We start from the raw sequence: 22,416 nt of genomic DNA, 5'->3' as shown, positions 1-22,416 counted from the left end.
GCGAATTCCGGCGCCCCGCGCGAGCCGCAATCGAATTGACTATCATTGTCGGTGCCCGCAACGAAACGCGCCGCGCCCGGCGTTTCGCGCGGGTTCCAACGGCATAGCCCTTGCTGCCGCCTTGGCCCGCACAACCGTCTAACGCACACTGGAGGAAGCCGCGCATGAGCATGATCGAAGAATTCAAGAACTTCGCCCTGAAGGGCAACGTCATGGACCTCGCGGTCGGCGTCATCATCGGCGGCGCATTCTCGACGATCGTCAATTCCGTCGTCAAAGATCTGATCATGCCGGTGGTCGGCCTCGCCACCGGCGGCCTGGACTTTTCGAACCTGTTCGTCCGGCTCGGGCCGATACCGCCAACGTTCAAAGGCAATCCCGATTCGTACAAGGACTTGCAGACCGCGGGCGTCGCCGTATTCGGCTATGGCTCGTTCATCACCACGCTGATCAACTTCATCATTCTCGCGTTCATCATCTTTCTGATGGTCAAGTTCATCAACAATCTGCGCAAGCCGGCCGAAGCCGCGCCGCCGCCCGCGACGCCCGAAGACGTGCTGCTGCTGCGCGAGATTCGCGACGAACTCAAGAACGCACCGCGCGTCTAGCCGGGCAAACCCGCTCGCATCGCAGCGGAACCCGCGCGGCGCGGGCGGGTCTGCCTGATTGGCCACCCTATCCCCTTGGTGCGCCCACCCGCTTTTTTCTTCATGAAAGCTGTTCGCGTGGGGTGCAGCAGGACTATTATTGAGATAGATGCTCTGAGGGAAGCCAAGCGGGCCGCCAAACGGTCGTCGGCACGAATCGTGCGCCAGGAAGGAGCAGCGGCTCTTGCCGTTGCTAAAAACGAATGGCCCGATTCACCGTGACCTAATCACATCGATGCGCTATAAAAGATCGACGTGCGGCGCGCAAGACGGGAGTGGCCGCATGAGGACGCTGCGTTTCTTGCAATTCTTTTTCAGGCGAGTTTTTATGTCCTTCCCGAAAAAGCGTAAGCGCGTGAAGGCTGATGGCGACGAGTCTTTTCTCGCCGTGCTTCGGCATTTCAAGCCATTTGGTCAGCTAGACACCAAGATCGCCAGGGCTCGCGCCCAGGATGAACCGGTGCTGTACGCACATGTGTTGCCGGGACTCGATGTCCTTCTGTGCAGCGTGCGAGGCGCCCAGCCGCCCTACCCGGCGATCGACGAGCTGCACAGGCGTTGTGTCGAATCCATCACCAACGCGCTCGAACAGCCGCTCGACGGACTCGAGAACGGCGGTTACTGGTACGAGGGGAACGGTTTCGGTTTCCTTGTATTCGCGAGCCGCGCCCGCGCCCAGATCCTGAGCGAATTCGGCGCGACGGTTTCGGCGCGCAGGCGTCGCGGCACGCGCCGTCAGGACGCAGGCGACGCCGCTTCGCGACCGCTGCGCTGATCCTGCGCGGACCTCCCTGGTTTCTGCCGATGCACGCGGGCCTCGCTGACGAGGCTCGTGCGCCGAGCGCGCTTCGCGCAAACCCCGACTACTCCCGCACGCGTTCCTGTCCTTTAATGGAAGCCACGCGCGAAAGCGTGATGGCGCGTGCCTTGCTGCATCGGTATTCGAAGCATCTTGCGACGCCACGCGTCGCATCGCTCTGACCGATCCACCACACTACAAGGAGAACACCATGTCGGAACACGTCTACAAGCAGATCGAACTGACCGGCTCGTCGCCGCAGTCGAGCGATGACGCCGTGCGCGTCGCGCTCGAGAAGGCGTCGAAAACGCTGCGCAACATGCACTGGTTCGAAGTGGTGGAAACGCGCGGGCACATCGAGGACGGCAAGATCCTGCACTGGCAGGTGACGATCAAGGTGGGACTGCGTATCGATTGATGCGCGTGGCTCATCGCATGAAAAAACCGCGCTTCGTTTTGCAACGAAGCGCGGTTTTACATTGCGGCGAGCGAACGATGCGTGCTTACTTCGGCAGCGAGCCGTCCACGCCTTCGACATACCAGTTGATGCGCTGCAGTTCCGGGTCGGTCAGCGTCTTGCCGGCCGGCACCTTCTCCGCGCCCGACTGATCCTTGATCGGACCGCTGAACACATCCCACTTGCCTGCGTGCAACTCGTCACGCTTCGCGGAGATCGCCTGCACTGCCTTCGCGGGAATCGCGCCGGTATTCAGGTCTTCGAGATCCACGGCCTTCTGCGGAATGCCGAGCCATACCGGATCGTTCTTCCACTTGCCGTCGATCACCTTCTGGATCACGTCGTTGTAATACACGCCCCAATGCGCGACGACCGAGCCCAAATGCGCGCTCGGGCCGAACTTCTTCATGTTCGAATCCCAGCCGAACGCGAAGACTTTCTTCTCGGCGGCGGTGTTGAGCGTCGCGTTCGAATCGGTGTTCTGCAGCAGGACGTCGGCGCCCTGGCCGATCAGCGTTTCGGCTGCCTGCTTTTCCTTGCCCGGATCGAACCAGCTATTGATCCAGATGACCTTCGTGTGGACCTTCGGGTTCACGGAGCGCGCGCCCATTGTGTACGCGTTGATGTTGCGCACCACTTCCGGGATCGGCACCGACGCGACGAAGCCGAGCGTGTTCGTCTTCGTCACGTAGCCCGCGGCGACGCCCGCGAGATACGCGCCCTGATACATGCGCACGTCATACGTGCCGAAGTTCTTCGCCTTCTTGAAGCCGGTGGCCGTCAGGAAAATGGTGTCCGGAAAATCCTTCGCGACCTTCAGCGCGAAATCCTGATAGCCGAAGCTCGTCGCGAAGATGACCTTGTTGCCCTTGTTCGCGAGATCGCGGAACACGCGTTCCGAGTCCGCCGATTCCGGCACGTTCTCGACGCGCGTGATCTTGATCTTGCTGCCGTACTTCGCTTCGGCCTCCTTGCTGCCGGCGTCGTGCGCGAAGGTCCAGCCTGCATCGCCCGGATTGCCGAGATAGACGAACGCGACGCCCGGCGCATCCGCCGCCTGCGCGCTCAAGGCCGCGACGGTGGCGGACAGTGCGACCGTAGCGGTGATCGCCTTCAGCCATGGTTTATTCATTGTGATTCTCCTGGTCGATGTTGTGTGTCAAACGAATTGCTTTGGCCCGCATCAGTGTGGTCGGTCAAAAATGAGAACGGAACCGCGATGCTGCGCGCGAACAACAGCGGCATCAGCTCGCCGCGAAGAACGGCTTGCCGAGCGATGCGGGCGCGTTGAGCCTGATCGTGTTCGGGTTACGCGAGATGAGCACGAGCACGACGATCGTCGCGATATACGGCAGCATCGCGAGAAATTGCGTCGGCACCGGGACGCCGATCGCCTGCGCGTAGAACTGCAGCGCCATCACCGCGCCGAACAGCAACGCGCCGATGAGCAGCCGGCCCGGGCGCCACGTCGCGAACACGACGAGCGCGAGCGCGATCCAGCCGCGCCCCGACGTCAGTTGCTCCTGCCAGACGTGCAGATAGACGATCGAGTAATAGCCGCCCGCGATGCCGGCCATCGCGCCGCCGAAGAGCGTCGCGCCGTAGCGCACGCCGACGACCGGAAAGCCGACCGAATGCGCGACCGCCGGCGATTCGCCGACCGAGCGCAGCACGAGCCCCGCCCGCGTCTTGTAGAGGAACCAGCCGATCACCGCGAACATGATGAACGCGAGATAGCCGAGCGGCGTGAGCGAGAAGATCGCCGGGCCGAGCACCGGAATGCTCGACAGCCCGGGAATCGGCATCACGTCGATGGTCGAGCGCACCGCCGCCGACGTATAGGGCTTGCCGACATACGCCGAAAAGCCGATGCCGAAGATGGTCAGCGAGAGGCCCGTCGCGACCTGATTCGCGAGCATCGTGATGGTGAGAAAGCCGAAGAGCAGCGCCATCGCGAGCCCGGCGAACACCGACGCGACGATGCCGAGCCACGGGCTGCCCGTGATCGCGGTGACGGCGTAGCCGGTGACGGCGCCCATCAGCATCATGCCTTCGACGCCGAGATTCAGTACGCCGGATTTTTCCGCGACGAGTTCGCCCGCGCCCGCGTACATCAGCGGGATGGCGGCGATCACGGCGCTCGAAGCGAGATTGCTGGCTTGATTGATGTCCATGTTTTTCTCGACCTCGTTAAGCGGCGTGATGTGCAGGCGTCCTGCGCTTGATGCGGAAATTCACGAACAGATCGCAACCGAGCAGGCAGAACAGCAGCAAGCCCTGAAACACGCCCGCGAGCGCTTGCGGCAATTGCAGCGACGTCTGCACCGCTTCGCCGCCGAGATAAAGCAGCGCCATCAGCAGACTGGCGAGCACGATGCCGACCGGATGCAGACGCCCTACGAACACGACGATGATCGCCGTGAAGCCGTAGCCCGGCGACCAGCCCGCCTGAAGCTGGCCGATCGGACCGGCCACTTCGCCCATGCCCGCGAGACCCGCGAGGCCGCCGGAAAGCAGGAGCGAGGTCCAGATCGTCTTCTTGTCGGAGAACCCGGCGTAGCGCGCGGCGAGCGGCGCGAGACCGCCGACGTTCATCCGGAAGCCCGCGAAGCTCTTGCGCATGAAGAGCCACACGCAGGGAATCGCGATCGCCGTCAGAAACACCGACGCGTTGATGCGCGTGCCCTTCAGCCATGTCCAGTGCCAGTCGCCGTAGAGACGCGGGAAGAGCGCGTCGTCGCCGAACATCGCCGAGATCGGGAAGTTCATGCCTTCCGGATCGCGCCACGGACCGCTCACGAGATAGATGAGCAACTGCGTCGCGACGTAGGTGAGCATCAGGCTCGTCAGGATTTCGTTCGTGTTGAAGCGGCTCTTGAGCAGCGCGGGAATGCCCGCCCACACCATTCCGCCGACGATGCCGCCCACCATCATCAGCGGCAGCGTCCACCAGCCGGAAGCATCGCCGACATGGACCGCGATGCCGCCCGCGACGATGCCGCCGAGCAGCATCTGCCCTTCCGCGCCGATGTTCCACACGTTCGCGCGATAGCCGACCGCGAGCCCGAGCCCGATCAGGCACAGCGGCGACGCCTTGAGCACGAGCTCCGACCAGCCGTTGATGCTGGAGAGCGGCTCGATGAAGAACGCATGCATCGCGCGCAGCGGATCCTGTCCGACGAGGCTGAAAATCAGAAAGCCGATGACGAGCGTCGCCACGGCGGCGACCACCGGCACCGCGAGCTGCATGACGCGCGAGGGCGCCGGACGCGCTTCGAGTCGATAAGGGAAGATCATCGTTCTTTTAGTGCTTCTGAAGAGAGTCGGATTCGACGGCGGGCGCGGGCTTGCCTTCGAAGAGGCCGGCCATGAAGAGGCCGATCTCCTCCGCATTGGTTTCGCTCGTCTTGCGCACCGGCGAGAGCTTGCCGCGCGCGATGACGGCGAGCCGGTCGCAGATATCGAAGAGTTCTTCCAGTTCTTCCGAAATCACGAGAATCGCGACGCCGCGCGCGGACAGATCGAGCAGTTGCTGGCGGATGAAACCCGCCGCGCCGACATCGACGCCCCAAGTCGGCTGCGCGACCACGAGCACTTTCGGCTCCTGAAGAATCTCGCGTCCGACGATGAATTTCTGCAAGTTGCCGCCGGAGAGACTTTGCGCGAGCGCATCGCTGCCGCCGCAACGCACGTCGAACGACTTGATGCAGCGTTCCGCGAATGCCTTGACCGTGCCCGCCTTGATCCAGCCGCCGCGCACCATGTTTTCGCGATGCGCGGTGAGCAGGCCGTTATCGGCGAGCGACATCGCCGGGACCGCGCCGCGGCCGAGCCGCTCCTCCGGCACGAACGCGAAGCCGAGCCGCCGGCGGCCGCCCGCGGTGAGACGCGCGGCGGGCTTGCCGCAGATCGACACGGCATCGGCGGCGACGTGTTTATCGCGGATTTCGCCCGATAGCGCCGCGAGCAACTCCGCCTGTCCGTTCCCCGACACGCCCGCGATCCCGAAAATCTCGCCCGCGTGCACCCCGAACGAGACGTTGTCGAGCGACGTGCCGAACGGGTCCGGACTCGCGACCGACAGATTTTTCACCGCAAGGCGCACGTCGCCGGGATTGTGTTCGCGGCGCGTGTAGTCGGGCAGCGAATGGCCCACCATCAGTTGCGCGAGCGACGCATGCGTCTCCTTGCGCGGATCGACGTTGCCGGTCACGCGACCGCCGCGCATCACGGTGGCGTTTTCGCACAGCGACTGTATTTCGTCGAGCTTGTGGCTGATGTAGAGAATGCTGCAGCCCTCGGACGCGAGGCGGCGCAGCACCTTGAAAAGCTTCTGCACGGCTTGCGGCGTAAGGACGGACGTCGGCTCGTCCATGATGAGCAGCCGCGGATTCTGCAGCAGGCATCGCACGATCTCGACGCGCTGCCGTTCGCCGACGGTCAGGCTGTGGACGTGGCGCTGCGGATCGACATCGAGGCCATAGTCCTTCGACACATCGCGGATGCGCTTGCCGAGCGCCTTCATGTCGAACTTTTCGTCGAGCGCGAGCGCGATGTTTTCGGCGACGGTCAGCGTCTCGAACAGCGAAAAGTGCTGAAAGACCATGCCGATGCCGAGCTTGCGCGCGGCGGCCGGGCTGCCGATCTCGACCGCCTCGCCCTGCCAGCGGATCTCGCCTTCATCCGGGCGCACCGCGCCGTAGATGATTTTCATCAGCGTGGATTTGCCCGCGCCGTTCTCGCCGAGCACGGCGTGGATTTCGCCCGGCATGACGACGAGATTCACGCCGTCGTTCGCCTTGACCGACGGATACTGCTTGCTGATACCGGACAACGCCAGGCGCGGTGGCGTCGTCGACGTGGAGATGGCGTCGCCCATTGAGATCCAGAGATGCGCCCGGCCACCGAGCAGGCCGGGCTGGAAAAAGTTACCGCTCGAGAGCGCAAGACAGCGTGATGTCGCACGAACTCATATCGCGGGCAGAATTTACAGAAATCGAGACGCTAAGTCGATAACTCAAAATTATGTGTTGCGCCCCGCAAACCCAGTCATCGCGGGTAACTCACATCTTGACGAATTTTTTGCAACATATTAAAAACGATATGTCGCACCCCTGCGTCGATCAGCCAGAACATATAGTGGAGATAACATGAGTCAGCAACGCGAGGCGATCGATACTTACTTATTGCGCGTCTTGCATACCCTACTGATGGAACGCAGCGTGACGCGTGCGGCCGTCAAGCTCAATCAGTCGCAACCCGCCATCAGCGCTGCCTTGCGGCGCTTGCGCGACATCACCGGCGACCCGCTTCTCGTGCGCGGCAAGTCCGGCATGGTGCCGACCGAATATGGCCTGCGCCTGCTCGAACCGACGCAGAACGCGCTGCGTGAAATCGAGCGCATCAAGGTTCAGCAGCATAATTTCGACCCGTCCACTTCGGTGCGGTGCTATCGGATCGGCTGTCCGGATTATCTGAACGTGCTGTTCGTGCCGACTGTCGTCGAGCGCTTCAGGCAGGCCGCGCCCAACGCCACGCTCGAATTTCATTCGCTCGGTCCGGCGTTCGATTACGAACTCGCGCTGGAGGACGGCAAACTCGATATCGTCGTCGGCAACTGGCCGGAGCCGCCCGAGCAGTTGCATCTTTCGAATCTGTTCGTCGACAAGATCGTGTGTCTCGTCAGCAATACGCATCCTTTCGCGAAGCGCGGCGGGCTTACGCTCGATCAGTACCTGAACGCGCCGCATCTCGCGCCGACGCCCTATTCCGTCGGGCAGCGCGGCGCGATCGACGTGCATCTCGCGCGGGAACGGTTGAAGCGTCATGTCGTCGTTACGTTGCCGTACTTCAATCTCGCGCCTTACGTGTTGATCAAGTCGGATCTCGTGTTTACGACGACGCGGCTGTTCGCGGACCATTACGCGCGGTTCTTGCCGCTGGCAGTCGTGCCCGCGCCGCTCGATTTTCCGCCGATGCAGTATTACCAGTTGTGGCATGAGCGGTGTCATTATTCGGATGAAGTGCGATGGTTGCGGGGGCTCGTCGCCGAGGCGACGCGGTCGTTGATCGATCAGCCTTAACGCTTTCCTTGCTCGTTCGTGAAACCTGTGTTCGCGTCGGTCTATTAGCGTTGCCCCGGTGCGAAAAGACCGACGCGAACACAGGTTTCACGCAACGCCCCCAAGAAAGATCAAGAGCCCGAAGAAGCAGCCTGAACCAAGTCCCGCGCCAGACGATTGTGGCGCTCCACGACCGCGCCTAGATCCACCGTCGCAAGCACCCCATCCTTCACCACGATCTTCCCGTCGATAACACTGGTCGACACCTGCGACGGAGCACAGAACACCAACGCAGCGACAGGATCAGAAAGCCCCCCGGCAAACGCGACCTGCGAGAGGTCGAAGGACACAAAATCCGCCGCCATGCCCGGCGCAAGCGCCCCGATATCATCGCGATTGAGCACCCTCGCGCCCCCGAGCGTCGCAATTTCCAGCGCCTCACGCGCAGTCATCGCATCCGGCCCGAACCCAACGCGTTGCAGGAGCAAAGCCTGCCGCACTTCCGCGACCATCTGCGCGCCATCGTTCGACGCCGACCCATCCACGCCGATACCCACCGGCACGCCCGCATCGCGCATCGCGCGAATCGGCGCGATCCCGGACGCGAGCCGCATGTTCGAGCACGGGCAATGCGCGACACCCGTCCCTGTGCGCGCAAAAAGCTCGATGCCCGCCTTGTCGAGCTGCACGCAGTGCGCGTGCCACACGTCATGCCCGACCCAGCCGAGATCCTCCGCATATTCCGCCGGCGTCATGCCGAATTTCTCGCGGCTATACGCGACATCGTTCACGTTCTCGGCCAGATGCGTGTGCAGCGACACGCCGTATTCGCGCGCGAGCAGCGCCGCATCGCGCATCAATTCGCGGCTCACCGAAAACGGCGAACAAGGCGCGACCACCACGCGCAGCATCGCGTAACGGCCTTCGTCGTGATACGTCTCGATCAGGCGTTGCGAATCCTTCAGAATCGCATCCTCCTTTTCGACGACCGAATCGGGCGGCAAGCCGCCATCCTTTTGTCCGACGCTCATGCTCCCGCGCGCCGCGTGAAACCGCATGCCGATCTCGCGCGCCGCCGCGATGCTGTCGTCGAGCCGGCTGCCGTTCGGATAGATATACAAGTGATCGCTCGACGTCGTGCAACCGGACAGCAGCAGTTCGGCCATCGCGGTCTGGGTCGAGACATGGATCATTTCGGGCGTCAGATGCGCCCAGATCCTGTAGAGATTCGTGAGCCAGCCGAAAAGCTCGGCGTTCTGCGCGGCGGGAATCGCGCGCGTGAGGCTCTGATACATGTGATGGTGCGTGTTGACGAGGCCCGGAATCACGAGATGACCGCGCATGTCGAGTACGTCGTCGGCGGATTGCGGAAGTTCGCTCGTCGGCCCGACCTGCACGATGCGATTGCCCTCGATATACATGCCGCCATCGGCGATTTCGCGGCGCGCTTCGTCCATCGTGACGAGCATGTGGGCGTTCTTGACCAGAAGACTGCGTAGCATAAGCAAACTCTCTCCAGAGACAGTTGGGAAACCAGTGAAAAGCCCCGGTTACCCAGCGTCTGCCGCCGTCTTCGGGACGCGGCAAATATCCATGGATATTGCGCGCACCGCTACTGTCCGCAGCCAAAAAATCGGACGCAATCAAGCGGCAGTCATAGTCATCTTCACGGCGGCAATATATTCCCGATTATTGGCGCGGGTAGCATCGGCAAAAAGCGATTCCGAGCGCGTGCGTCTTGCTTACGCGACGCTGTCATGCGTCAGGCATTATCTTTCCTATCGCGGCCGCACAGCGCGTCTCAAATTCCTACAATGCTGTACACGGCGCGCATCTGAAACGCCGACGGGTATGTAGCCACTGACGTGGAGCCTCGATCCGCCGCAGACGCACCTCGAGTAATCAGGTGCCGAATTTCGGATCGATGCGCAAAGCCGGATCTCGCACAACTCAAGGAAACTGCGAATGGGCAAGCTCACTACCCACGTCCTCGACACCGCGCACGGCCGCCCGGGCGCGAACCTCAAAGTCGAGCTGTTCGCGCTCAACGGCGACGCCCGCCGCGCGATCAAGACCATCCACACGAACGACGACGGCCGCGCCGATGCGCCGCTGCTCGAAGGCGCCGACTTCGAAACCGGCGAATACGAACTCGTGTTCCACGCAGGCGATTACTTCGCCGCGCTCGGCGTGAAAGTGCCCGAGCCGCGCTTCGTCGATCGCGTCGTGCTGCGCTTCGGCATCGCGGATGCTTCGTCGCACTATCACGTTCCGCTGCTCGTGTCGCCGTGGGCGTACAGCACCTATCGCGGAAGCTGAGCGGCAGCCAAAACATCGCTTGAACCCCACAAGCACATAACGAATCGGTAGTGGAGGAGTACATGGAAGGCTTTGTCACCGACTGGCTCAATCTCGTATTGCGCTGTCTGCACGTCATCGTCGCGATCGCGTGGATCGGCGAATCGTTCTATTTCGTCGCGCTGGACAACAGTTTGAAACCGCCAACCGACCCGAACGCGCGCCGACGCGGCGTGTTCGGCGATTTCTGGCACGTTCACGGCGGCGGTTTCTATCACATGCAGAAGTATTCCGTCGCGCCGCAGGACATGCCGGAAAACCTGCACTGGTCGTTCTGGCCGTCGTACACGACGTGGATGTCGGGCTTCGGCCTCTTCTTCGTGCTGTATCTGATGGCGCCGAGCACGTATCTCATCGACAAGAGCGTGCTCGACATGGGTCCGGTGGTCGCCGTATCGGCCGCGCTCGGCTTTTTGATGGCCGGCTGGATCGTGTACGACACGCTGTGCCGCGTGCTCGGCACCAACGACAAGCTGCTCGGCATCTGCGTCGGCATCTATGTGCTGATCGCTGCGTTCATCGCGTGCCATGTGTTCGCGGGCCGCGCGGCGTATCTGATCACCGGCGCGATGATCGCGACGATCATGTCGGCGAACGTGTTCTTCGTGATCATTCCGGGCCAGCGCAAGATGGTCGCCGCGATGCTCAAGGGCGAAACGCCGAACGCGATCTACGGCAAGCGCGGCAAGCAGCGCTCCGTGCACAACACGTACTTCACGTTGCCGGTGGTGTTCGCGATGCTGTCGAACCACTACGCGATGACCTACACGCACAAGTACAACTGGCTGATCCTCGTGCTCATCATGCTGGCGGGCGCGCTGATTCGCCAGTTCTTCGTGATGCGCCATCGCGGCCAGGTGCTGTGGTACATGCCGGTCGCGGGTCTCGTGCTGGTGCTCGGCGCGTTCGCATGGACGATGCCCGCACCTTCGGTGCCCGTCGCCCAGGCCGCAGGCGCGCCGACGATCAAGGTCTCCGACATTCAGCCGATCATCCAGCAGCGTTGCGCGACGTGCCACTCCGCGCATCCGACGATGATGGGCAGCGCACCCGCCGGCGTCCTGCTCGATACGCCCGCGGAAATCAAGCAGAATGCGCAGCGCGTGCATCAGCAGGCCGTGACGCTGAAGGCGATGCCGCTCGGCAACGTCACGCAAATGACGGATGCGGAGCGTCAGAAGGTGGCGGCGTGGTTTGCAGGCGGCGCTGTCGAATAAGCTTGCCGCTGCGCGCAATGAAATGCCCCGCTTCGTCCGGAAGCGGGGCATTTTTTATTCGACCTTCAACGTGCGAAGTAATCCTTCACCGCGCGAACGACCGTGTCGATATCGGCGCGCGACACATCGCGATGCGTGACGAAGCGCGACGCATAGAGCATCTGCGTGAGGATGCCGCGCTCCTTCAGAAAGGCTTCGAGCCGCGCGCAATGCGCCTCGGGAATCTGCGCGAAGACCATGTTCGTCGCGTGCGACTGAATCTTGATGCCATCGATCTGTGCGAGGCCGGCGGCGAGATGCGCGGCGTTGTCGTGGTCTTGCGCGAGGCCATCGACGTGATGATCGAGCGCATACAGACACGCCGCCGCCAGCACGCCCGACTGGCGCATGCCGCCGCCGAGCACCTTGCGCCAGCGGCTCGCGACATCGATCAATGCCTTCGATCCGACCAGCACCGAACCGACCGGCGCGCCCAGCCCCTTCGAGAAGCAGACGGAAACCGAGTCGAACGGCGCGCACAGTTCGCCAACTGGTTTGTCCGATGCCACCGCCGCATTGAATACGCGCGCGCCGTCGAGATGCGTCGACAGACCGCGACTGCGCGCGAGTTGCGTCGCCTCCGCGACATAAGACGCCGGCAGCACCTTCCCGCCGATGGTGTTTTCGAGCGCGAGCAGACGCGTGCGCGCGAAGTGATTGTCGATCGGCTTGATCGCCGCCGCGATCTTGTCGAGCGGCAAGGCGCCGTCGGGCGCGTTTTCGATCGGCTGCGGCTGGATGCTGCCGAGCACCGCCGCGCCGCCGCCTTCGTACTTGTACGTGTGCGCCTGCTGGCCGACGATGTATTCGTCGCCGCGCGCGCAATGCGCCATCAACGCCGCGAGGTTGCTCTGCGTGCCGCTCGGAAAGAACAGGCCCGCTTCCTTGCCCGTGCGCTCCGCGAGCCTGCCTTGCAATTCGATGACGGTCGGGTCGTCGCCCCAGACATCGTCGCCGACTTTGGCCGCGGTCATCGCGGCGAGCATCGGCTGACTGGGACGGGTGACGGTGTCGCTGCGAAGATCGATCATGCGTGGTTCCTTGTTTCAGGCTCGTCTGGGCCGACTATCTTAGCCGTTCGATAAAGAGCGCGCCCCGAAACGCGAAAGGCCGGCGCGCCCGCACCGGCCTTTCGATACGCGATAACGACGCGCCGCTTACGGTTCCACGACGTTGAAGTCGTTGTCGACCTGTTCGAGCGCGCCGAGCAGCGACTTGAACGCGTCGAGATCGCCCGTGACGCGGATCTGACCTTCGCGCAGTGCGCCCGCGAAGCCGGTTTCGCCGCAGAGGATCAGATTCAGCGTCTCGCGCGTCATGTCGATCTGCGCGTGCGGCGGCAACGCAGACGGCAGCGCGGACCACGTCAGCGCGCCGTGCTGCAGATTCACGGAGAAGCGCTTGTCGACATCGCTGAAACGCCAGTCGAAGCGCGCAGTCAGATTCTGTGCCTTCAGCCCGTCGATACGCACCGCCAGATAGTCGAAGAACATGTCTTCGGTGATCGCGCACACCATGTCGCGGCTGCGGCTCGCGAACTGCGTCGCCGCGCGATGCCCTTCCCGCAACTCGCGCGCACCCAGAAGGAACGCATTGCGCCACGTCGCCGATTCGGCCTGATAGCCCATCTGCTCCAGCGCCGCCGCGCCCAGTGCGCGCGCTTCGAGCAACTGCGGCTGCGCGAACACGAGATGATTCATCACCTGAGCGACCCAGCGATATTCGCCCTTGCCGAAGTCCCGGCGCGCGCGTTCGAGCACGGCATCCGCGCCGCCCATGTACTCGACGTAGCGCGGCGCCGCCAGTTCCGGCGGCAGCGCGTGCAGATTCGACGGATTGCCGTCGTACCAGCTCAGATACTGCTGATAGATCGCTTTCACGTTGTGCGACACCGTGCCGTAATAGCCGCGCGCGTGCCACAGCGCGTGAAGCGAATCGGGAAGGCGCATGACCTCCGCGATCTCGGCCGCGTTCATGCCGCGATTCATCATGCGTACGGTCTGATCGTGCAGATACTTGTATAGATCGCGCTGTGCTTCGAGATATCCGGCGATACGCTCGCGGCCCCAAGTCGGCCAGTTGTGCTGCGCGAACACGACATCCGCGTGGCGTCCGAAGCGCTCCAGCGATTCGCCCAGATAGCGCGCCCAGCGTTGCGCATTGCGCACGTTCGCGCCGCGCAGCGGACACAGATTGTGCAGCGAGCGCGTGCCGTTCTCCGCGAGATTGAGCGCGCGCTCCTGCGGGAAGTAAAAATGCATCTCGGCGGGCGCTTCGCTTTCCGGCGTCAGCTGGAAAACGATCTCGACGCCGTCGATGACATGCGTCTCCAGCGGCTCGCGAATGAGCTGCGTCGGCGGAATCAGCGTGATCGTGCCGCGCGGCATGGTCTTGCCCATGCCGGCATCGATCTGGCAGCACGCGTTGCGCGCGAGCGTGTGGCCGAACTGGAACTGCGCGCGGCGCGCCATAGCCGGGCCGGCCATCACGTTTTCCGACACCGCCTCTTCCATGAACCCGGCCGGCGCGATGATCGCCGTGCGCCCGGCCTGCACATCCGCGTCATTCGTGACGCCGCGCACGCCGCCGAAATGATCCGCGTGGCTATGGCTGTAGATGACGGCCACGACCGGACGCTTCGGCCGATGCGCGCAATAGAGCGCGAGCGCGGCCTCGGCGGTTTCCTTGCATGTCAGCGGATCGATGACGATGAGCCCGCTGTCGCCCTCGATGAACGTGACGTTCGAGACGTCGAAACCCCGCACCTGATAGATGCGCTCCGTCACCTTGAAAAGGCCGTGCAGCGAATTGATGCGGGCGTGACGCCACAGCGACGGATGCGCGGTGTCGGGCGCCTCGGGCTCGTTCAGAAACGCGTAGTCCGCGAGGCTCCAGACGAGCTGGCCATATGCGCCGCGCACCTCGGCGTCCGGCACCGTGCCGATGAATCCGCGCCGCGCGTCCGCTTCCTCGTCGGGATCGTCGGGAGGCAGTTCGTGCAGCGCGCGCTCGTGCTCCGCGCGCGTCGCCGTGGTCGCCGGCAGCGACGGCGGATAAGGTTTCGGCAGCGCCTGTGTGTCACCGTTTTGCATGCGATGTTCCCCGCTGAATTAGATTGCCTCGACGCGCGTCTCGGTGGAGACGGCGGCACGAATGAGATCCGCGGCCTTCTCCGCGATCATGATGGTCGGCGCGTTCGTGTTGCCGCCGATGATCGTCGGCATGACCGAGGCGTCGGCCACGCGCAGACCATCGATGCCGCGCACGCGCAGGTCGGGGTCGACGACCGCGAGTTCATCGACGCCCATCTTGCATGTCCCGACCGGATGAAAGAGCGTGTCCGCATGCTCGCGGATGTAAGCGCGAATGGCGCGCTCATCGCCCTCGCCGGGGCCGAAATCGTCGGTCATGAGCTCGCGCCCGCCCGCTTGCGCAAGCGCGGGCTGCGAGAAAATCCGGCGAATGAGCCGCACGCCGGTCACGAGGTTGTCCATGTCGGATTCCACGCTCAGATAGCGCGGATCGATGAGCGGCGCATCGCGCATGTCGCGCGACTTGAGGCGAAGCACGCCACGGCTTTTCGGGCGCAGGTTGGTCGCGTGACAGCTGTATCCCGGCGGCGCTTTCCTGCCCGCGCCGTCGCCACGGCTGCCCACGAGCGCGAGAATGAACGCGAACTGCAGATCGGGTTCCGCGAGCCCTTCGCGGCTGCGCGTGAAGCCGCCCGCCTCGATGATGTTCGATGCGAACATGCCCGTGCGGTCGCGCCTGTAGCGCATCAGCTCCGGAATCATGCGCGCGATGTTGCGCCACGAGTAGCCGTAGAGATCGGCGGTCGGCACGGCCTTCTTGATCGTGATGTCGATGTGATCCTGCAGGTTCTCGCCGACGCCCGGCAGATCGTGCACGACATCGATACCCATCTCGCGCAGATGCGCGGCCGGGCCGATTCCCGATGCCAGAAGCAGTTGCGGCGAATTGAACGCGCCCGCGCACACGATGACCTCGCGACGCGCACGCAGGCTGCGCTCGACGCCATCGCGCACGACGCGCACGCCGGTCGCCCGCTTGCCGTCGAACTCGATGCGCAGCGCGATCGTGCCGGTCATCACCGAGAGCGAGTCGCGGCCGCCGCAGAGCGATGCATCGGCTGCGTCGCCGCGATGCAGATACGCGCGCGCGGTGTTCCAGCGCTCGCCGTTGTACTGCGTGACCTGATATAGCCCGACGCCTTCCTGATGCTGCCCGTTGAAATCGTGATTGAGCCGCATGCCCGCCTGCAACGCGGCGTCGATGAAGCGCTGGCTGAACGGATTGAGCGTGCGCTGATCGCAGACGTGCAGCGGGCCTTGCGCGCCGTGGAAGGCGTCGTCGAGACCATTGCGGATCCGGCCGTTCGACTCGGCCTTGCGGAAGTACGGAAGGACTTCTTCGTAGCTCCAGCCGCGGCATCCGAGTTGCGCCCATCGATCGTAATCGTTGCGATGACCGCGGACATACAGCATGCCGTTGATCGACGAGCTGCCGCCGAGTCCGCGGCCGCGCGGCTGAAACGACACCCGGTTGTTCAGCGACGGTTGCGGCAGCGTGTGATAACCGTAGTTGCGCACATTTTCCTTCACCGCCAGCTTCGCCACGCCGACGGGCGCCCACACCGTGTAGTGATGATCGTCCGGGCCGGTCTCCAGCAATGCGACCGTGACCCCTTGCTGGTCGGCAAGGCGGCTCGCGACCGCGCATCCCGCCGATCCTGCCCCGACCACTATGTAGTCATACTGATCGTTACCGCTTACGCTCGCGCGCCTCCTGGCCGAATCGCTCATGCTGTCTCCGTATTTATTAGTGCGGCACCGGACGGTCCCGAGGCGGACGCTGGCCGGATGCAAGCCGTCCGTCAAGGGTAAGGGGCGGGTCTGTCCCGTTCAACGGAGATTTCGGGTGGGAAGGCGGCGATATCGGGTGGTGTGGGCGGCGCTGTGACGAAAAAAAAAGACCGGAGGTGCGTTCCGGTCTTTCGTCACTGCGCGGGTGCTGCTTTCGATGCGCCTATCGCAGCGCGTCTTCGGTCAGCCAGAGCGATTCCTTCAGATCCTGCTCGTTGAGGTTGTGCCCTTCGCCGCCGCCGCGATCGACGACGATGTAATCGCTCACCTTCCCCAGCGCGAGCAGCGGGTGATGCCACACGCCTTTCGCGTAGTTCACACCCTGCCAGCCGCGCGTGACGAAGGCGCGGATCTTCGATTCGTCGAGATCGCCCGCGGGCGCGACGACGACGAGATACGGCCGGTCATCGAGCGGAATGAACGCCTGGCTGCCGAGCGGATGACGCTCCATCATCTTGCATTCGAACGGCAGCGTGCGCGGCTGGCCGCGAAACAGATTGACGATCGCGTGGCCGCCGCCGTCGGTCACGTCGACGTTGCACAGATCGTGGAAGCGGATCGTGGTGCCGAGGTTGATTGGAATCTGCTTGGCGCCATCGCGTTCGATGACATCGCCATAAGGCTTGAACGCTGCGCGCGTCAACGGTTCGATAGCGAGTTTCTTCATCATGCAAGGGTTCCGAGGAGACGAAGACGCGACACGCCGCCGTCAGGATAAATATTGAAGCGCACGTGCGTCACGGGGCCGAGCGCGGCGAGTTCGGACTCGAAAAAATGCTGCTTGTCCATCTGCAGTTTCTGTTCGCCGAGCAGCACCGGCCAGAACATCGCCTGCGTGACGAGCGAGCTGTCCGTGCCGCCCTTCACGTATGCCGCCTGAAGCGAGCAGCGGTCGGGGAAATTGCCCTTGAAGTGCGCGGTATCCACTTCGACCTTCTTGATGACGCCCGGCTGCGCCAGCGCGACGATACACCAGTCGTTGCCCGGCTCGCGACGCCGGCGCGTTTCCCAGCCGTCGCCCATGTTCACGCCGCGGCCCGGCATCAGCAAGGTCGATGCGAGACCGAAGTGCTGATTGTTCGTGCCGACCATGTACGCGCCGTTTTCCATCGCGGCGAGATCGACGAGCGCATGCTTGTCCGCGTTGCTCCAGTCGAGTTGCGGCTGGCCATAGACCCGCAGACGCGCGATGCCGCCATCCGGATAGATGTTCACGCGCAGATGCGTGAACGGCTGCGGGACCTCGACTTCGAGATAGTGATGGCTGTTGCCCTGCAGCGTCGTCGACGGGACGATTTCCGTCCATTGCGTCGACTGATTCGGTGCGCCGTCGGCGACATGCGTCCCTTCGATCGACGCCGCCGGCGGGAAGTTGCCGGTGAAGTGGCTCGTGTCGACATCGATGCCCTTGATGACGCCCGGACGCGCGAGCTTGACGATGCACCAGTCATAGCCCGTCGTGCGCTTGCGGCGCGTTTCCCAGCCGTCCATCCACTTGCCGTGATCGTCGTACTTGCCGGGAATGAACACCGCCGGCTCGGGATTCAGCATGCGTTCCTTCGGCGCGAAGAAATCGTCGCTCGCCTCGAGTGCCTGCGCGCCCAGACGCGGGTCCGCCAGGTTCACATAGCGGCGCGTGAAGTCGGGCGCATTGGGATCGAGTGTCGGGATTGCCATTTGTTTCTGTCCTTCTTTTCGTTCGTTTACGGTTGTTTGCGGATTACGCCGCTTGAATCAGGTCGTTCAACCTGAAGCCCGCGATCCGGTAAATCTGGTCGAGACTCGTGCGCAATTCTTCGGCGCGGTCGTGATTCACGCGCGCTTCGAAGTTCGCGATGATGCCGTGACGGTCATAGCCGCGCACCGCGAGAATGAACGGAAACCCGAATTTCTCGCGATACTGCGCGTTCAGCGACTGAAGCCTGTCGAACTCTTCCTGCGTGCACAGATTCAGGCCCGCGCCGCTTTGTTCGCGCGTCGATTCGGCGGTCAGCTCGCCGCGCACCGCCGCTTTGCCCGCGAGCTCCGGGTGCGCGTTGATGAGCGCGAGCTGCCTGTCTTCGCCGGCCTCTTCGACGATCTGCGACATCGCGTGATGCAGCGCGTCGATGTCCTTGAACGGGCGCTGTTGCGCCGCTCTTTCCGGCACCCACGGCGAGTGCTCGAAAATGCCCGCGAGCACCGTCACGAACGTGTCGGCGGGCATGGTGTTGAGTTGGTCGAGTGTGTAGTGCATCGCCTTCATGCCGCCGTCCCGTTGTTAGCTTTTTCGAAAGGATGTTGCTCGCGCCAGTGACGCGCGATGTCGACACGCCGCGTAACCCACACGCGATCATGCTTCTCGATGTGATCGAGGAATTTCTGAAGGCCACGGAAGCGCCCCGGCCGGCCGAGCAAGCGGCAGTGCATGCCGATGGACAGCATCTTCGGCGCTTCGTCGCCTTCTTCGTAGAGCACGTCGAACGCGTCTTTCAGGTACGTGAAGAAGTGATCGCCCGTGTTGAAGCCTTGCGGCGTCGCGAAGCGCATGTCGTTGGTGTCGAGCGTGTACGGCACGATCAGATGCGGCTTCTTCTCGCCGCCCGTCACTTCGACTTCGGTCCAGAACGGCAGGTCGTCGCCGTAATAGTCCGAGTCGTAGAGGAAACCGCCGTATTCCGCGACCAGCCGATGCGTATTCGGGCTATCGCGCCCGGTATACCAGCCGAGCGGCCGCACGCCCGTCACGCGCTCGATCGCTTCCATGCCGAGGCGCATGTGTTCGGCTTCCTTCTCCGGCGACATGTCCTGATAGTGAATCCACCGATAGCCGTGACACGCGATTTCATGCCCCAGTTCGACGAACGCCTTCGCCACTTCGGGATGCCGCTCGATCGCCATGCCGACGCCGAAGATCGTCAGCGGCATGCCGCGCTTCTCGAACTCGCGCAGGATGCGCCACACGCCCGCGCGCGAACCGTATTCGTAGATCGACTCCATGCTCATGTGACGCGACGGATACGCCGCCGCGCCCACGATCTCCGACAGGAACTGCTCGGAGCCCGGATCGCCGTGCAGCACGCAATTCTCGCCGCCTTCTTCGTAATTGAGCACGAATTGCACGGCGACGCGCGCCCGTCCCGGCCAGTTCGCCTGCACCGGGTGGCGGCCGTAGCCGATCAAATCGCGTGGGTAGTTCGGATCGAGTGACATGGCTGGCGTTCTGCTCAAGCGTTGAAAAAACGGGATTGTCGACGATTCAGTGTAGCTAAAAGACCCGGACGCGCCCATACATCAGGGCGCATAATCCGGGTCACGTCATCGGTATGTGTCCGGCGAAAAGGCTATCGGCGCGGGCTGAAATCCGACAGCACGCCGTCGTACCGTTTCGCGAGCGGGCGCGCGTAGTCGCCGCGTTTCGCCGTGTGCAGCTTCAGCGCGATGAGCGCCTCCGCCCATTTCACCGCGGCCGTCACGCCCTCAACCACCGGCGCGCCGATCGCGTCCTCCACTTCGCGGCAGAACTCCGCCATGCCCGCGCAGCCGAGCACGATGGCGTCCGAGCCGTCTTCGTCGAGCGCGCGCCGGCATTCGTCGATGATCGTCCGACGCGCCGGCGACCCCGGCACATCCAGTTCGAGCACGGGGACGTCTGTCGCGCGGACGTTCTTGCAGAAGCGCTCCATGCCGTAGCGCTCCGCCAGATGCCAAGCCATGCCGACGGTACGCTGCAACGTCGTGACGACGGAAAATCCCGGCGCGATGACGCTCGCCGCATGCATCGCCGCCTCCGCGATGCCGATCACCGGGCCGCGCGCCAGTTCGCGTGCGGCGTAAAGGGCCGGATCGCCGAAGCACGCGATCACATAGCCGTCGAAGCCCTGCTTTTCGCCCGCTTCCACTTCGGCGAGCAGACCGAGCGACGCGACCGCCTCGTCGTAATAGCCTTCGATGGACGGCGGGCCCATCGTCGGGCTGACGGCGACGATCTCCGTGCCGGGCGCGGCGACCTCGCGGGCGCAGCGGCCCATCGAGTCGGTCATGCGCTGCGTCGTGTTGGGGTTGATCAGTTTGATGCGCATTGCTGTCTCCACACTGCCTTTGGAAATTCTCTCAGGTTCCAGCTATCGTTTTAGACTCCGCGCTTGCGATCCGCGAGGAAGTAATAGAACACCGCGCCGAGTCCCGCACCGATGAACCACGAGAAGTTCGCAGCGGCTTCGAGCGCCGGCACCATCACGCAGAGCGTCGCGAGCACGGCGGCCGGCACGAGCGCCATCACCGCGCGGCGGTTCACGCCCTTCGTGTACCAGTACTTGCCCTGTTCCGACACCGTGTAGAGATCGTCGACCACCAGCTTGCCGCGTTTCACGAGATAGAAGTCGAGGATCAGCACGCCATACAGCGGTCCGATGAAGCTGCCGAGAATATCCAGCGTGTAGTGGATCACGGCCGGGTTGTTGAACAGGTTCCACGGCGTGATGAAGATCGACGCGACCGCCGCCATCATGCCGCCCATGCGCCAGCTGATGAGCTTCGGCGCGACGTTCGAGAAGTCGAAGGCCGGCGACACGAAGTTCGCGACGATGTTGATGCCGATGGTCGCGATCGTGAAGGTCAGCGCGCCGAGAATCACAGCAGACGGATGGTCGATGCGGCCGACGGTTTCCACCGGATCCGTGATGAGCTGGCCGAAGACCGGCAGCGTCGCCGCAGTCGTGATGACGGTCACGACCGAGAACGCCAGGAAGTTGACCGGCAGGCCCCAGAAATTGCCGCGCTTCACGCTGCGAAAGCTCTTGCCGTAGCGCGAGAAGTCGCCGAAGTTGAGCATCGGGCCGGAGAAGTACGAAACGACGAGCGCGATCGCGGTGATCATCACGGGAATCACTTCCGTGCCGTGATACTTCACCCCGCCGAGGTTCAGGCCGATATTGTCGATGCCCGCGCGCCACACCATATAGCCGGCGAGAATGAACATCACGACGTAGACGGCGGGACCGGCGAAGTCGATGAACTTCTTGATCATCTCCATGCCGCGCCAGAACACGACGGCCTGCAGCACCCAAAGCAGCATGAAGCCCGCCCAGCCGAGCGCCGAAAGCCCGACGAAGCCGTACTTGTGGACGTCGGCATAAGGCATCAGCGACGGCACGAACTTCAGCACGACGATGACGAGCGCGCTCGACGCCAGATATGTCTGAATGCCGTACCACGCCACCGCAATGAGCCCGCGGATCACGGCCGGAATGTTCGCGCCGAGCACGCCGAACGTGGCGCGGCACGCGACGGGATACGGCACGCCCGCCACCTGGCTCGGTTTAGCGATCAGATTGCACAGCACGTTCACGAGCCCAATGCCGATCAGCAGCGACACCAGCACCTGCCAGCTCGTCAGGCCGAGCGCGAAGAGACTTCCGGCGAACACATAACCGCCGACGCTGTGCACGTCCGACATCCAGAACGCGAAGATGTTGTACGCGCCCCAGGTCTGATTCTTGAGCGGGGCGAGGTCCTCGTTGTAAAGCCGGTCGCTGTAACCGGCGGGCAGATGTTGCTCTTCATACTCGTTGTCGAGCGGCGGCAGGGTTGAGCTGCCGGATGCACTGAACTGGGCCATGACGTCTCCTTCATTGGCTGCTTGCGTGATGAGAAAACTGCAAATGCTCGGGGTTCAAGCTTCGATCGGATGCCTTCGCTGACGTGTCGGATGTCTCCATCCCGCGCGGCATTCTTCGGATTTGCGTTTTCGCCTTCGGGCATGAGGCCGAGAGCGCGCGAGGCATCGGCCCGGCACGCCCGCCCTGCGGCGGCTTTCATTTCACGCTCACACGAGCGTCCTGTTCGGTGCGATACACGCTACGGATTTTCAAAGCGTGCGACTCTCCACGCGCCTTCGCGCGAAGCGCGAGGCACGGTCTCCAGTTATTTAGTCCTGCTTGATTCAGCCGATGGCAGATAGTCCGATCTGCCGT

The 22,416-nt window shown here is 63.4% G+C and carries 20 protein-coding genes; 6 read left to right on the top strand and 14 right to left on the bottom strand.

The genetic code is table 11. The features are described 5' to 3' along the window. The first annotated feature begins 164 nt into the window (after positions 1–164). From mscL to NCS67_RS05540, 3 genes are all read left to right on the top strand, one after another. A complete protein-coding gene (gene mscL / locus NCS67_RS05550) occupies positions 165–608 on the top strand; it encodes a large conductance mechanosensitive channel protein MscL (RefSeq protein ID WP_008349984.1) in 444 nt (147 codons plus the stop codon). A gap of 322 nt (positions 609–930) precedes the next feature. Further along, a complete protein-coding gene (locus NCS67_RS05545) occupies positions 931–1,422 on the top strand; it encodes a hypothetical protein (RefSeq protein WP_008349986.1) in 492 nt (163 codons plus the stop codon). A 235-nt stretch (positions 1,423–1,657) separates the two neighbouring features. Continuing rightward, complete coding sequence (locus NCS67_RS05540) at positions 1,658–1,864, top strand: dodecin (RefSeq protein ID WP_008349988.1); 207 nt, start codon at positions 1,658–1,660, stop codon at positions 1,862–1,864. Between the two features lie 85 nt (positions 1,865–1,949). On the opposite strand, the gene NCS67_RS05535 is transcribed toward NCS67_RS05540, so the two are convergent. From NCS67_RS05535 to NCS67_RS05520, 4 genes are all read right to left on the bottom strand, one after another. Then, positions 1,950–3,035, bottom strand: a complete 1,086-nt coding sequence (locus NCS67_RS05535) for a BMP family ABC transporter substrate-binding protein (protein WP_008349990.1) — start codon at positions 3,033–3,035, stop codon at positions 1,950–1,952. Positions 3,036–3,147: 112 nt separating this feature from the next. Then, entirely contained in the window at positions 3,148–4,077 is a 930-nt protein-coding gene (locus NCS67_RS05530) for an ABC transporter permease (RefSeq protein ID WP_008349992.1), read from the bottom strand. Positions 4,078–4,093: 16 nt separating this feature from the next. Continuing rightward, complete coding sequence (locus NCS67_RS05525) at positions 4,094–5,200, bottom strand: ABC transporter permease (RefSeq protein WP_008349994.1); 1,107 nt, start codon at positions 5,198–5,200, stop codon at positions 4,094–4,096. Between the two features lie 7 nt (positions 5,201–5,207). Next, positions 5,208–6,782, bottom strand: a complete 1,575-nt coding sequence (locus NCS67_RS05520) for an ABC transporter ATP-binding protein (protein ID WP_008349995.1) — start codon at positions 6,780–6,782, stop codon at positions 5,208–5,210. A 271-nt stretch (positions 6,783–7,053) separates the two neighbouring features. Here NCS67_RS05520 and NCS67_RS05515 point away from each other — a divergent pair, with 271 nt between their 5' ends. Beyond that, entirely contained in the window at positions 7,054–7,986 is a 933-nt protein-coding gene (locus NCS67_RS05515; RefSeq protein WP_008349998.1) for a LysR substrate-binding domain-containing protein, read from the top strand. A 110-nt stretch (positions 7,987–8,096) separates the two neighbouring features. Here NCS67_RS05515 and NCS67_RS05510 read toward each other — a convergent pair whose 3' ends face one another. Next, the gene (locus NCS67_RS05510) at positions 8,097–9,467 is read right to left on the bottom strand and encodes an 8-oxoguanine deaminase (protein WP_250434608.1); all 1,371 of its coding nucleotides are present in this window, start codon (positions 9,465–9,467) and stop codon (positions 8,097–8,099) included. Between the two features lie 463 nt (positions 9,468–9,930). Between NCS67_RS05510 and uraH the strand changes: the two genes are divergently transcribed. Beyond that, positions 9,931–10,284 (top strand): hydroxyisourate hydrolase, encoded by a 354-nt coding sequence (gene uraH / locus NCS67_RS05505; protein WP_008350002.1) that lies wholly within the window; start codon positions 9,931–9,933, stop codon positions 10,282–10,284. A gap of 62 nt (positions 10,285–10,346) precedes the next feature. After that, positions 10,347–11,540 (top strand): urate hydroxylase PuuD, encoded by a 1,194-nt coding sequence (locus NCS67_RS05500; protein ID WP_008350004.1) that lies wholly within the window; start codon positions 10,347–10,349, stop codon positions 11,538–11,540. A 65-nt stretch (positions 11,541–11,605) separates the two neighbouring features. On the opposite strand, the gene ltaE is transcribed toward NCS67_RS05500, so the two are convergent. From ltaE to NCS67_RS05455, 9 genes are all read right to left on the bottom strand, one after another. Beyond that, a complete protein-coding gene (ltaE, locus tag NCS67_RS05495) occupies positions 11,606–12,610 on the bottom strand; it encodes a low-specificity L-threonine aldolase (protein ID WP_008350005.1) in 1,005 nt (334 codons plus the stop codon). A gap of 126 nt (positions 12,611–12,736) precedes the next feature. Beyond that, positions 12,737–14,671 (bottom strand): alkyl/aryl-sulfatase, encoded by a 1,935-nt coding sequence (locus NCS67_RS05490; RefSeq protein WP_250434607.1) that lies wholly within the window; start codon positions 14,669–14,671, stop codon positions 12,737–12,739. 18 nt (positions 14,672–14,689) lie between these two features. Further along, positions 14,690–16,402: a GMC family oxidoreductase gene (locus NCS67_RS05485; RefSeq protein ID WP_250434606.1), complete on the bottom strand. Its 1,713-nt coding sequence runs from the start codon at positions 16,400–16,402 to the stop codon at positions 14,690–14,692. Between the two features lie 223 nt (positions 16,403–16,625). Continuing rightward, complete coding sequence (locus tag NCS67_RS05480) at positions 16,626–17,129, bottom strand: ureidoglycolate lyase (protein ID WP_250434619.1); 504 nt, start codon at positions 17,127–17,129, stop codon at positions 16,626–16,628. Further along, positions 17,129–18,139: an allantoicase gene (gene alc, locus NCS67_RS05475; protein WP_250434605.1), complete on the bottom strand. Its 1,011-nt coding sequence runs from the start codon at positions 18,137–18,139 to the stop codon at positions 17,129–17,131. Before alc ends, NCS67_RS05480 begins: the two co-directional genes overlap by 1 nt. Positions 18,140–18,182: 43 nt before the next feature. Then, entirely contained in the window at positions 18,183–18,707 is a 525-nt protein-coding gene (gene uraD, locus NCS67_RS05470; RefSeq protein ID WP_250434604.1) for a 2-oxo-4-hydroxy-4-carboxy-5-ureidoimidazoline decarboxylase, read from the bottom strand. Beyond that, positions 18,704–19,654, bottom strand: a complete 951-nt coding sequence (puuE, locus tag NCS67_RS05465) for an allantoinase PuuE (RefSeq protein ID WP_008350018.1) — start codon at positions 19,652–19,654, stop codon at positions 18,704–18,706. Before puuE ends, uraD begins: the two co-directional genes overlap by 4 nt. Positions 19,655–19,785: 131 nt before the next feature. Further along, positions 19,786–20,523 (bottom strand): aspartate/glutamate racemase family protein, encoded by a 738-nt coding sequence (locus NCS67_RS05460; RefSeq protein WP_008350020.1) that lies wholly within the window; start codon positions 20,521–20,523, stop codon positions 19,786–19,788. A gap of 50 nt (positions 20,524–20,573) precedes the next feature. Continuing rightward, positions 20,574–22,061, bottom strand: a complete 1,488-nt coding sequence (locus NCS67_RS05455) for an NCS1 family nucleobase:cation symporter-1 (protein WP_175979998.1) — start codon at positions 22,059–22,061, stop codon at positions 20,574–20,576. Between the last annotated feature and the right edge of the window lie 355 nt (positions 22,062–22,416).

This window comes from Caballeronia sp. ATUFL_F2_KS9A, assembly GCF_023630765.1.
Taxonomy (GTDB): Bacteria; Pseudomonadota; Gammaproteobacteria; order Burkholderiales; family Burkholderiaceae; genus Caballeronia; species Caballeronia zhejiangensis.
The sequence above is the reverse complement of the archived record's forward strand: the minus strand, read 5'-3'. Positions and strand labels throughout refer to the sequence as shown.

Bases quoted from the DNA above. Each gene is read 5' to 3' on its own strand.
- mscL (WP_008349984.1), top strand. From the start codon at position 165: ATGAGCATGATCGAAGAATTCAAGAACTTCGCCCTGAAGGGCAACGTC.
- NCS67_RS05545 (WP_008349986.1), top strand. From the start codon at position 931: ATGAGGACGCTGCGTTTCTTGCAATTCTTTTTCAGGCGAGTTTTTATG.
- NCS67_RS05540 (WP_008349988.1), top strand. From the start codon at position 1,658: ATGTCGGAACACGTCTACAAGCAGATCGAACTGACCGGCTCGTCGCCG.
- NCS67_RS05535 (WP_008349990.1), bottom strand. From the start codon at position 3,035: ATGAATAAACCATGGCTGAAGGCGATCACCGCTACGGTCGCACTGTCC.
- NCS67_RS05530 (WP_008349992.1), bottom strand. From the start codon at position 4,077: ATGGACATCAATCAAGCCAGCAATCTCGCTTCGAGCGCCGTGATCGCC.
- NCS67_RS05525 (WP_008349994.1), bottom strand. From the start codon at position 5,200: ATGATCTTCCCTTATCGACTCGAAGCGCGTCCGGCGCCCTCGCGCGTC.
- NCS67_RS05520 (WP_008349995.1), bottom strand. From the start codon at position 6,782: ATGGGCGACGCCATCTCCACGTCGACGACGCCACCGCGCCTGGCGTTG.
- NCS67_RS05515 (WP_008349998.1), top strand. From the start codon at position 7,054: ATGAGTCAGCAACGCGAGGCGATCGATACTTACTTATTGCGCGTCTTG.
- NCS67_RS05510 (WP_250434608.1), bottom strand. From the start codon at position 9,467: ATGCTACGCAGTCTTCTGGTCAAGAACGCCCACATGCTCGTCACGATG.
- uraH (WP_008350002.1), top strand. From the start codon at position 9,931: ATGGGCAAGCTCACTACCCACGTCCTCGACACCGCGCACGGCCGCCCG.
- NCS67_RS05500 (WP_008350004.1), top strand. From the start codon at position 10,347: ATGGAAGGCTTTGTCACCGACTGGCTCAATCTCGTATTGCGCTGTCTG.
- ltaE (WP_008350005.1), bottom strand. From the start codon at position 12,610: ATGATCGATCTTCGCAGCGACACCGTCACCCGTCCCAGTCAGCCGATG.
- NCS67_RS05490 (WP_250434607.1), bottom strand. From the start codon at position 14,671: ATGCAAAACGGTGACACACAGGCGCTGCCGAAACCTTATCCGCCGTCG.
- NCS67_RS05485 (WP_250434606.1), bottom strand. From the start codon at position 16,402: ATGAGCGATTCGGCCAGGAGGCGCGCGAGCGTAAGCGGTAACGATCAG.
- NCS67_RS05480 (WP_250434619.1), bottom strand. From the start codon at position 17,129: ATGAAGAAACTCGCTATCGAACCGTTGACGCGCGCAGCGTTCAAGCCT.
- alc (WP_250434605.1), bottom strand. From the start codon at position 18,139: ATGGCAATCCCGACACTCGATCCCAATGCGCCCGACTTCACGCGCCGC.
- uraD (WP_250434604.1), bottom strand. From the start codon at position 18,707: ATGAAGGCGATGCACTACACACTCGACCAACTCAACACCATGCCCGCC.
- puuE (WP_008350018.1), bottom strand. From the start codon at position 19,654: ATGTCACTCGATCCGAACTACCCACGCGATTTGATCGGCTACGGCCGC.
- NCS67_RS05460 (WP_008350020.1), bottom strand. From the start codon at position 20,523: ATGCGCATCAAACTGATCAACCCCAACACGACGCAGCGCATGACCGAC.
- NCS67_RS05455 (WP_175979998.1), bottom strand. From the start codon at position 22,061: ATGGCCCAGTTCAGTGCATCCGGCAGCTCAACCCTGCCGCCGCTCGAC.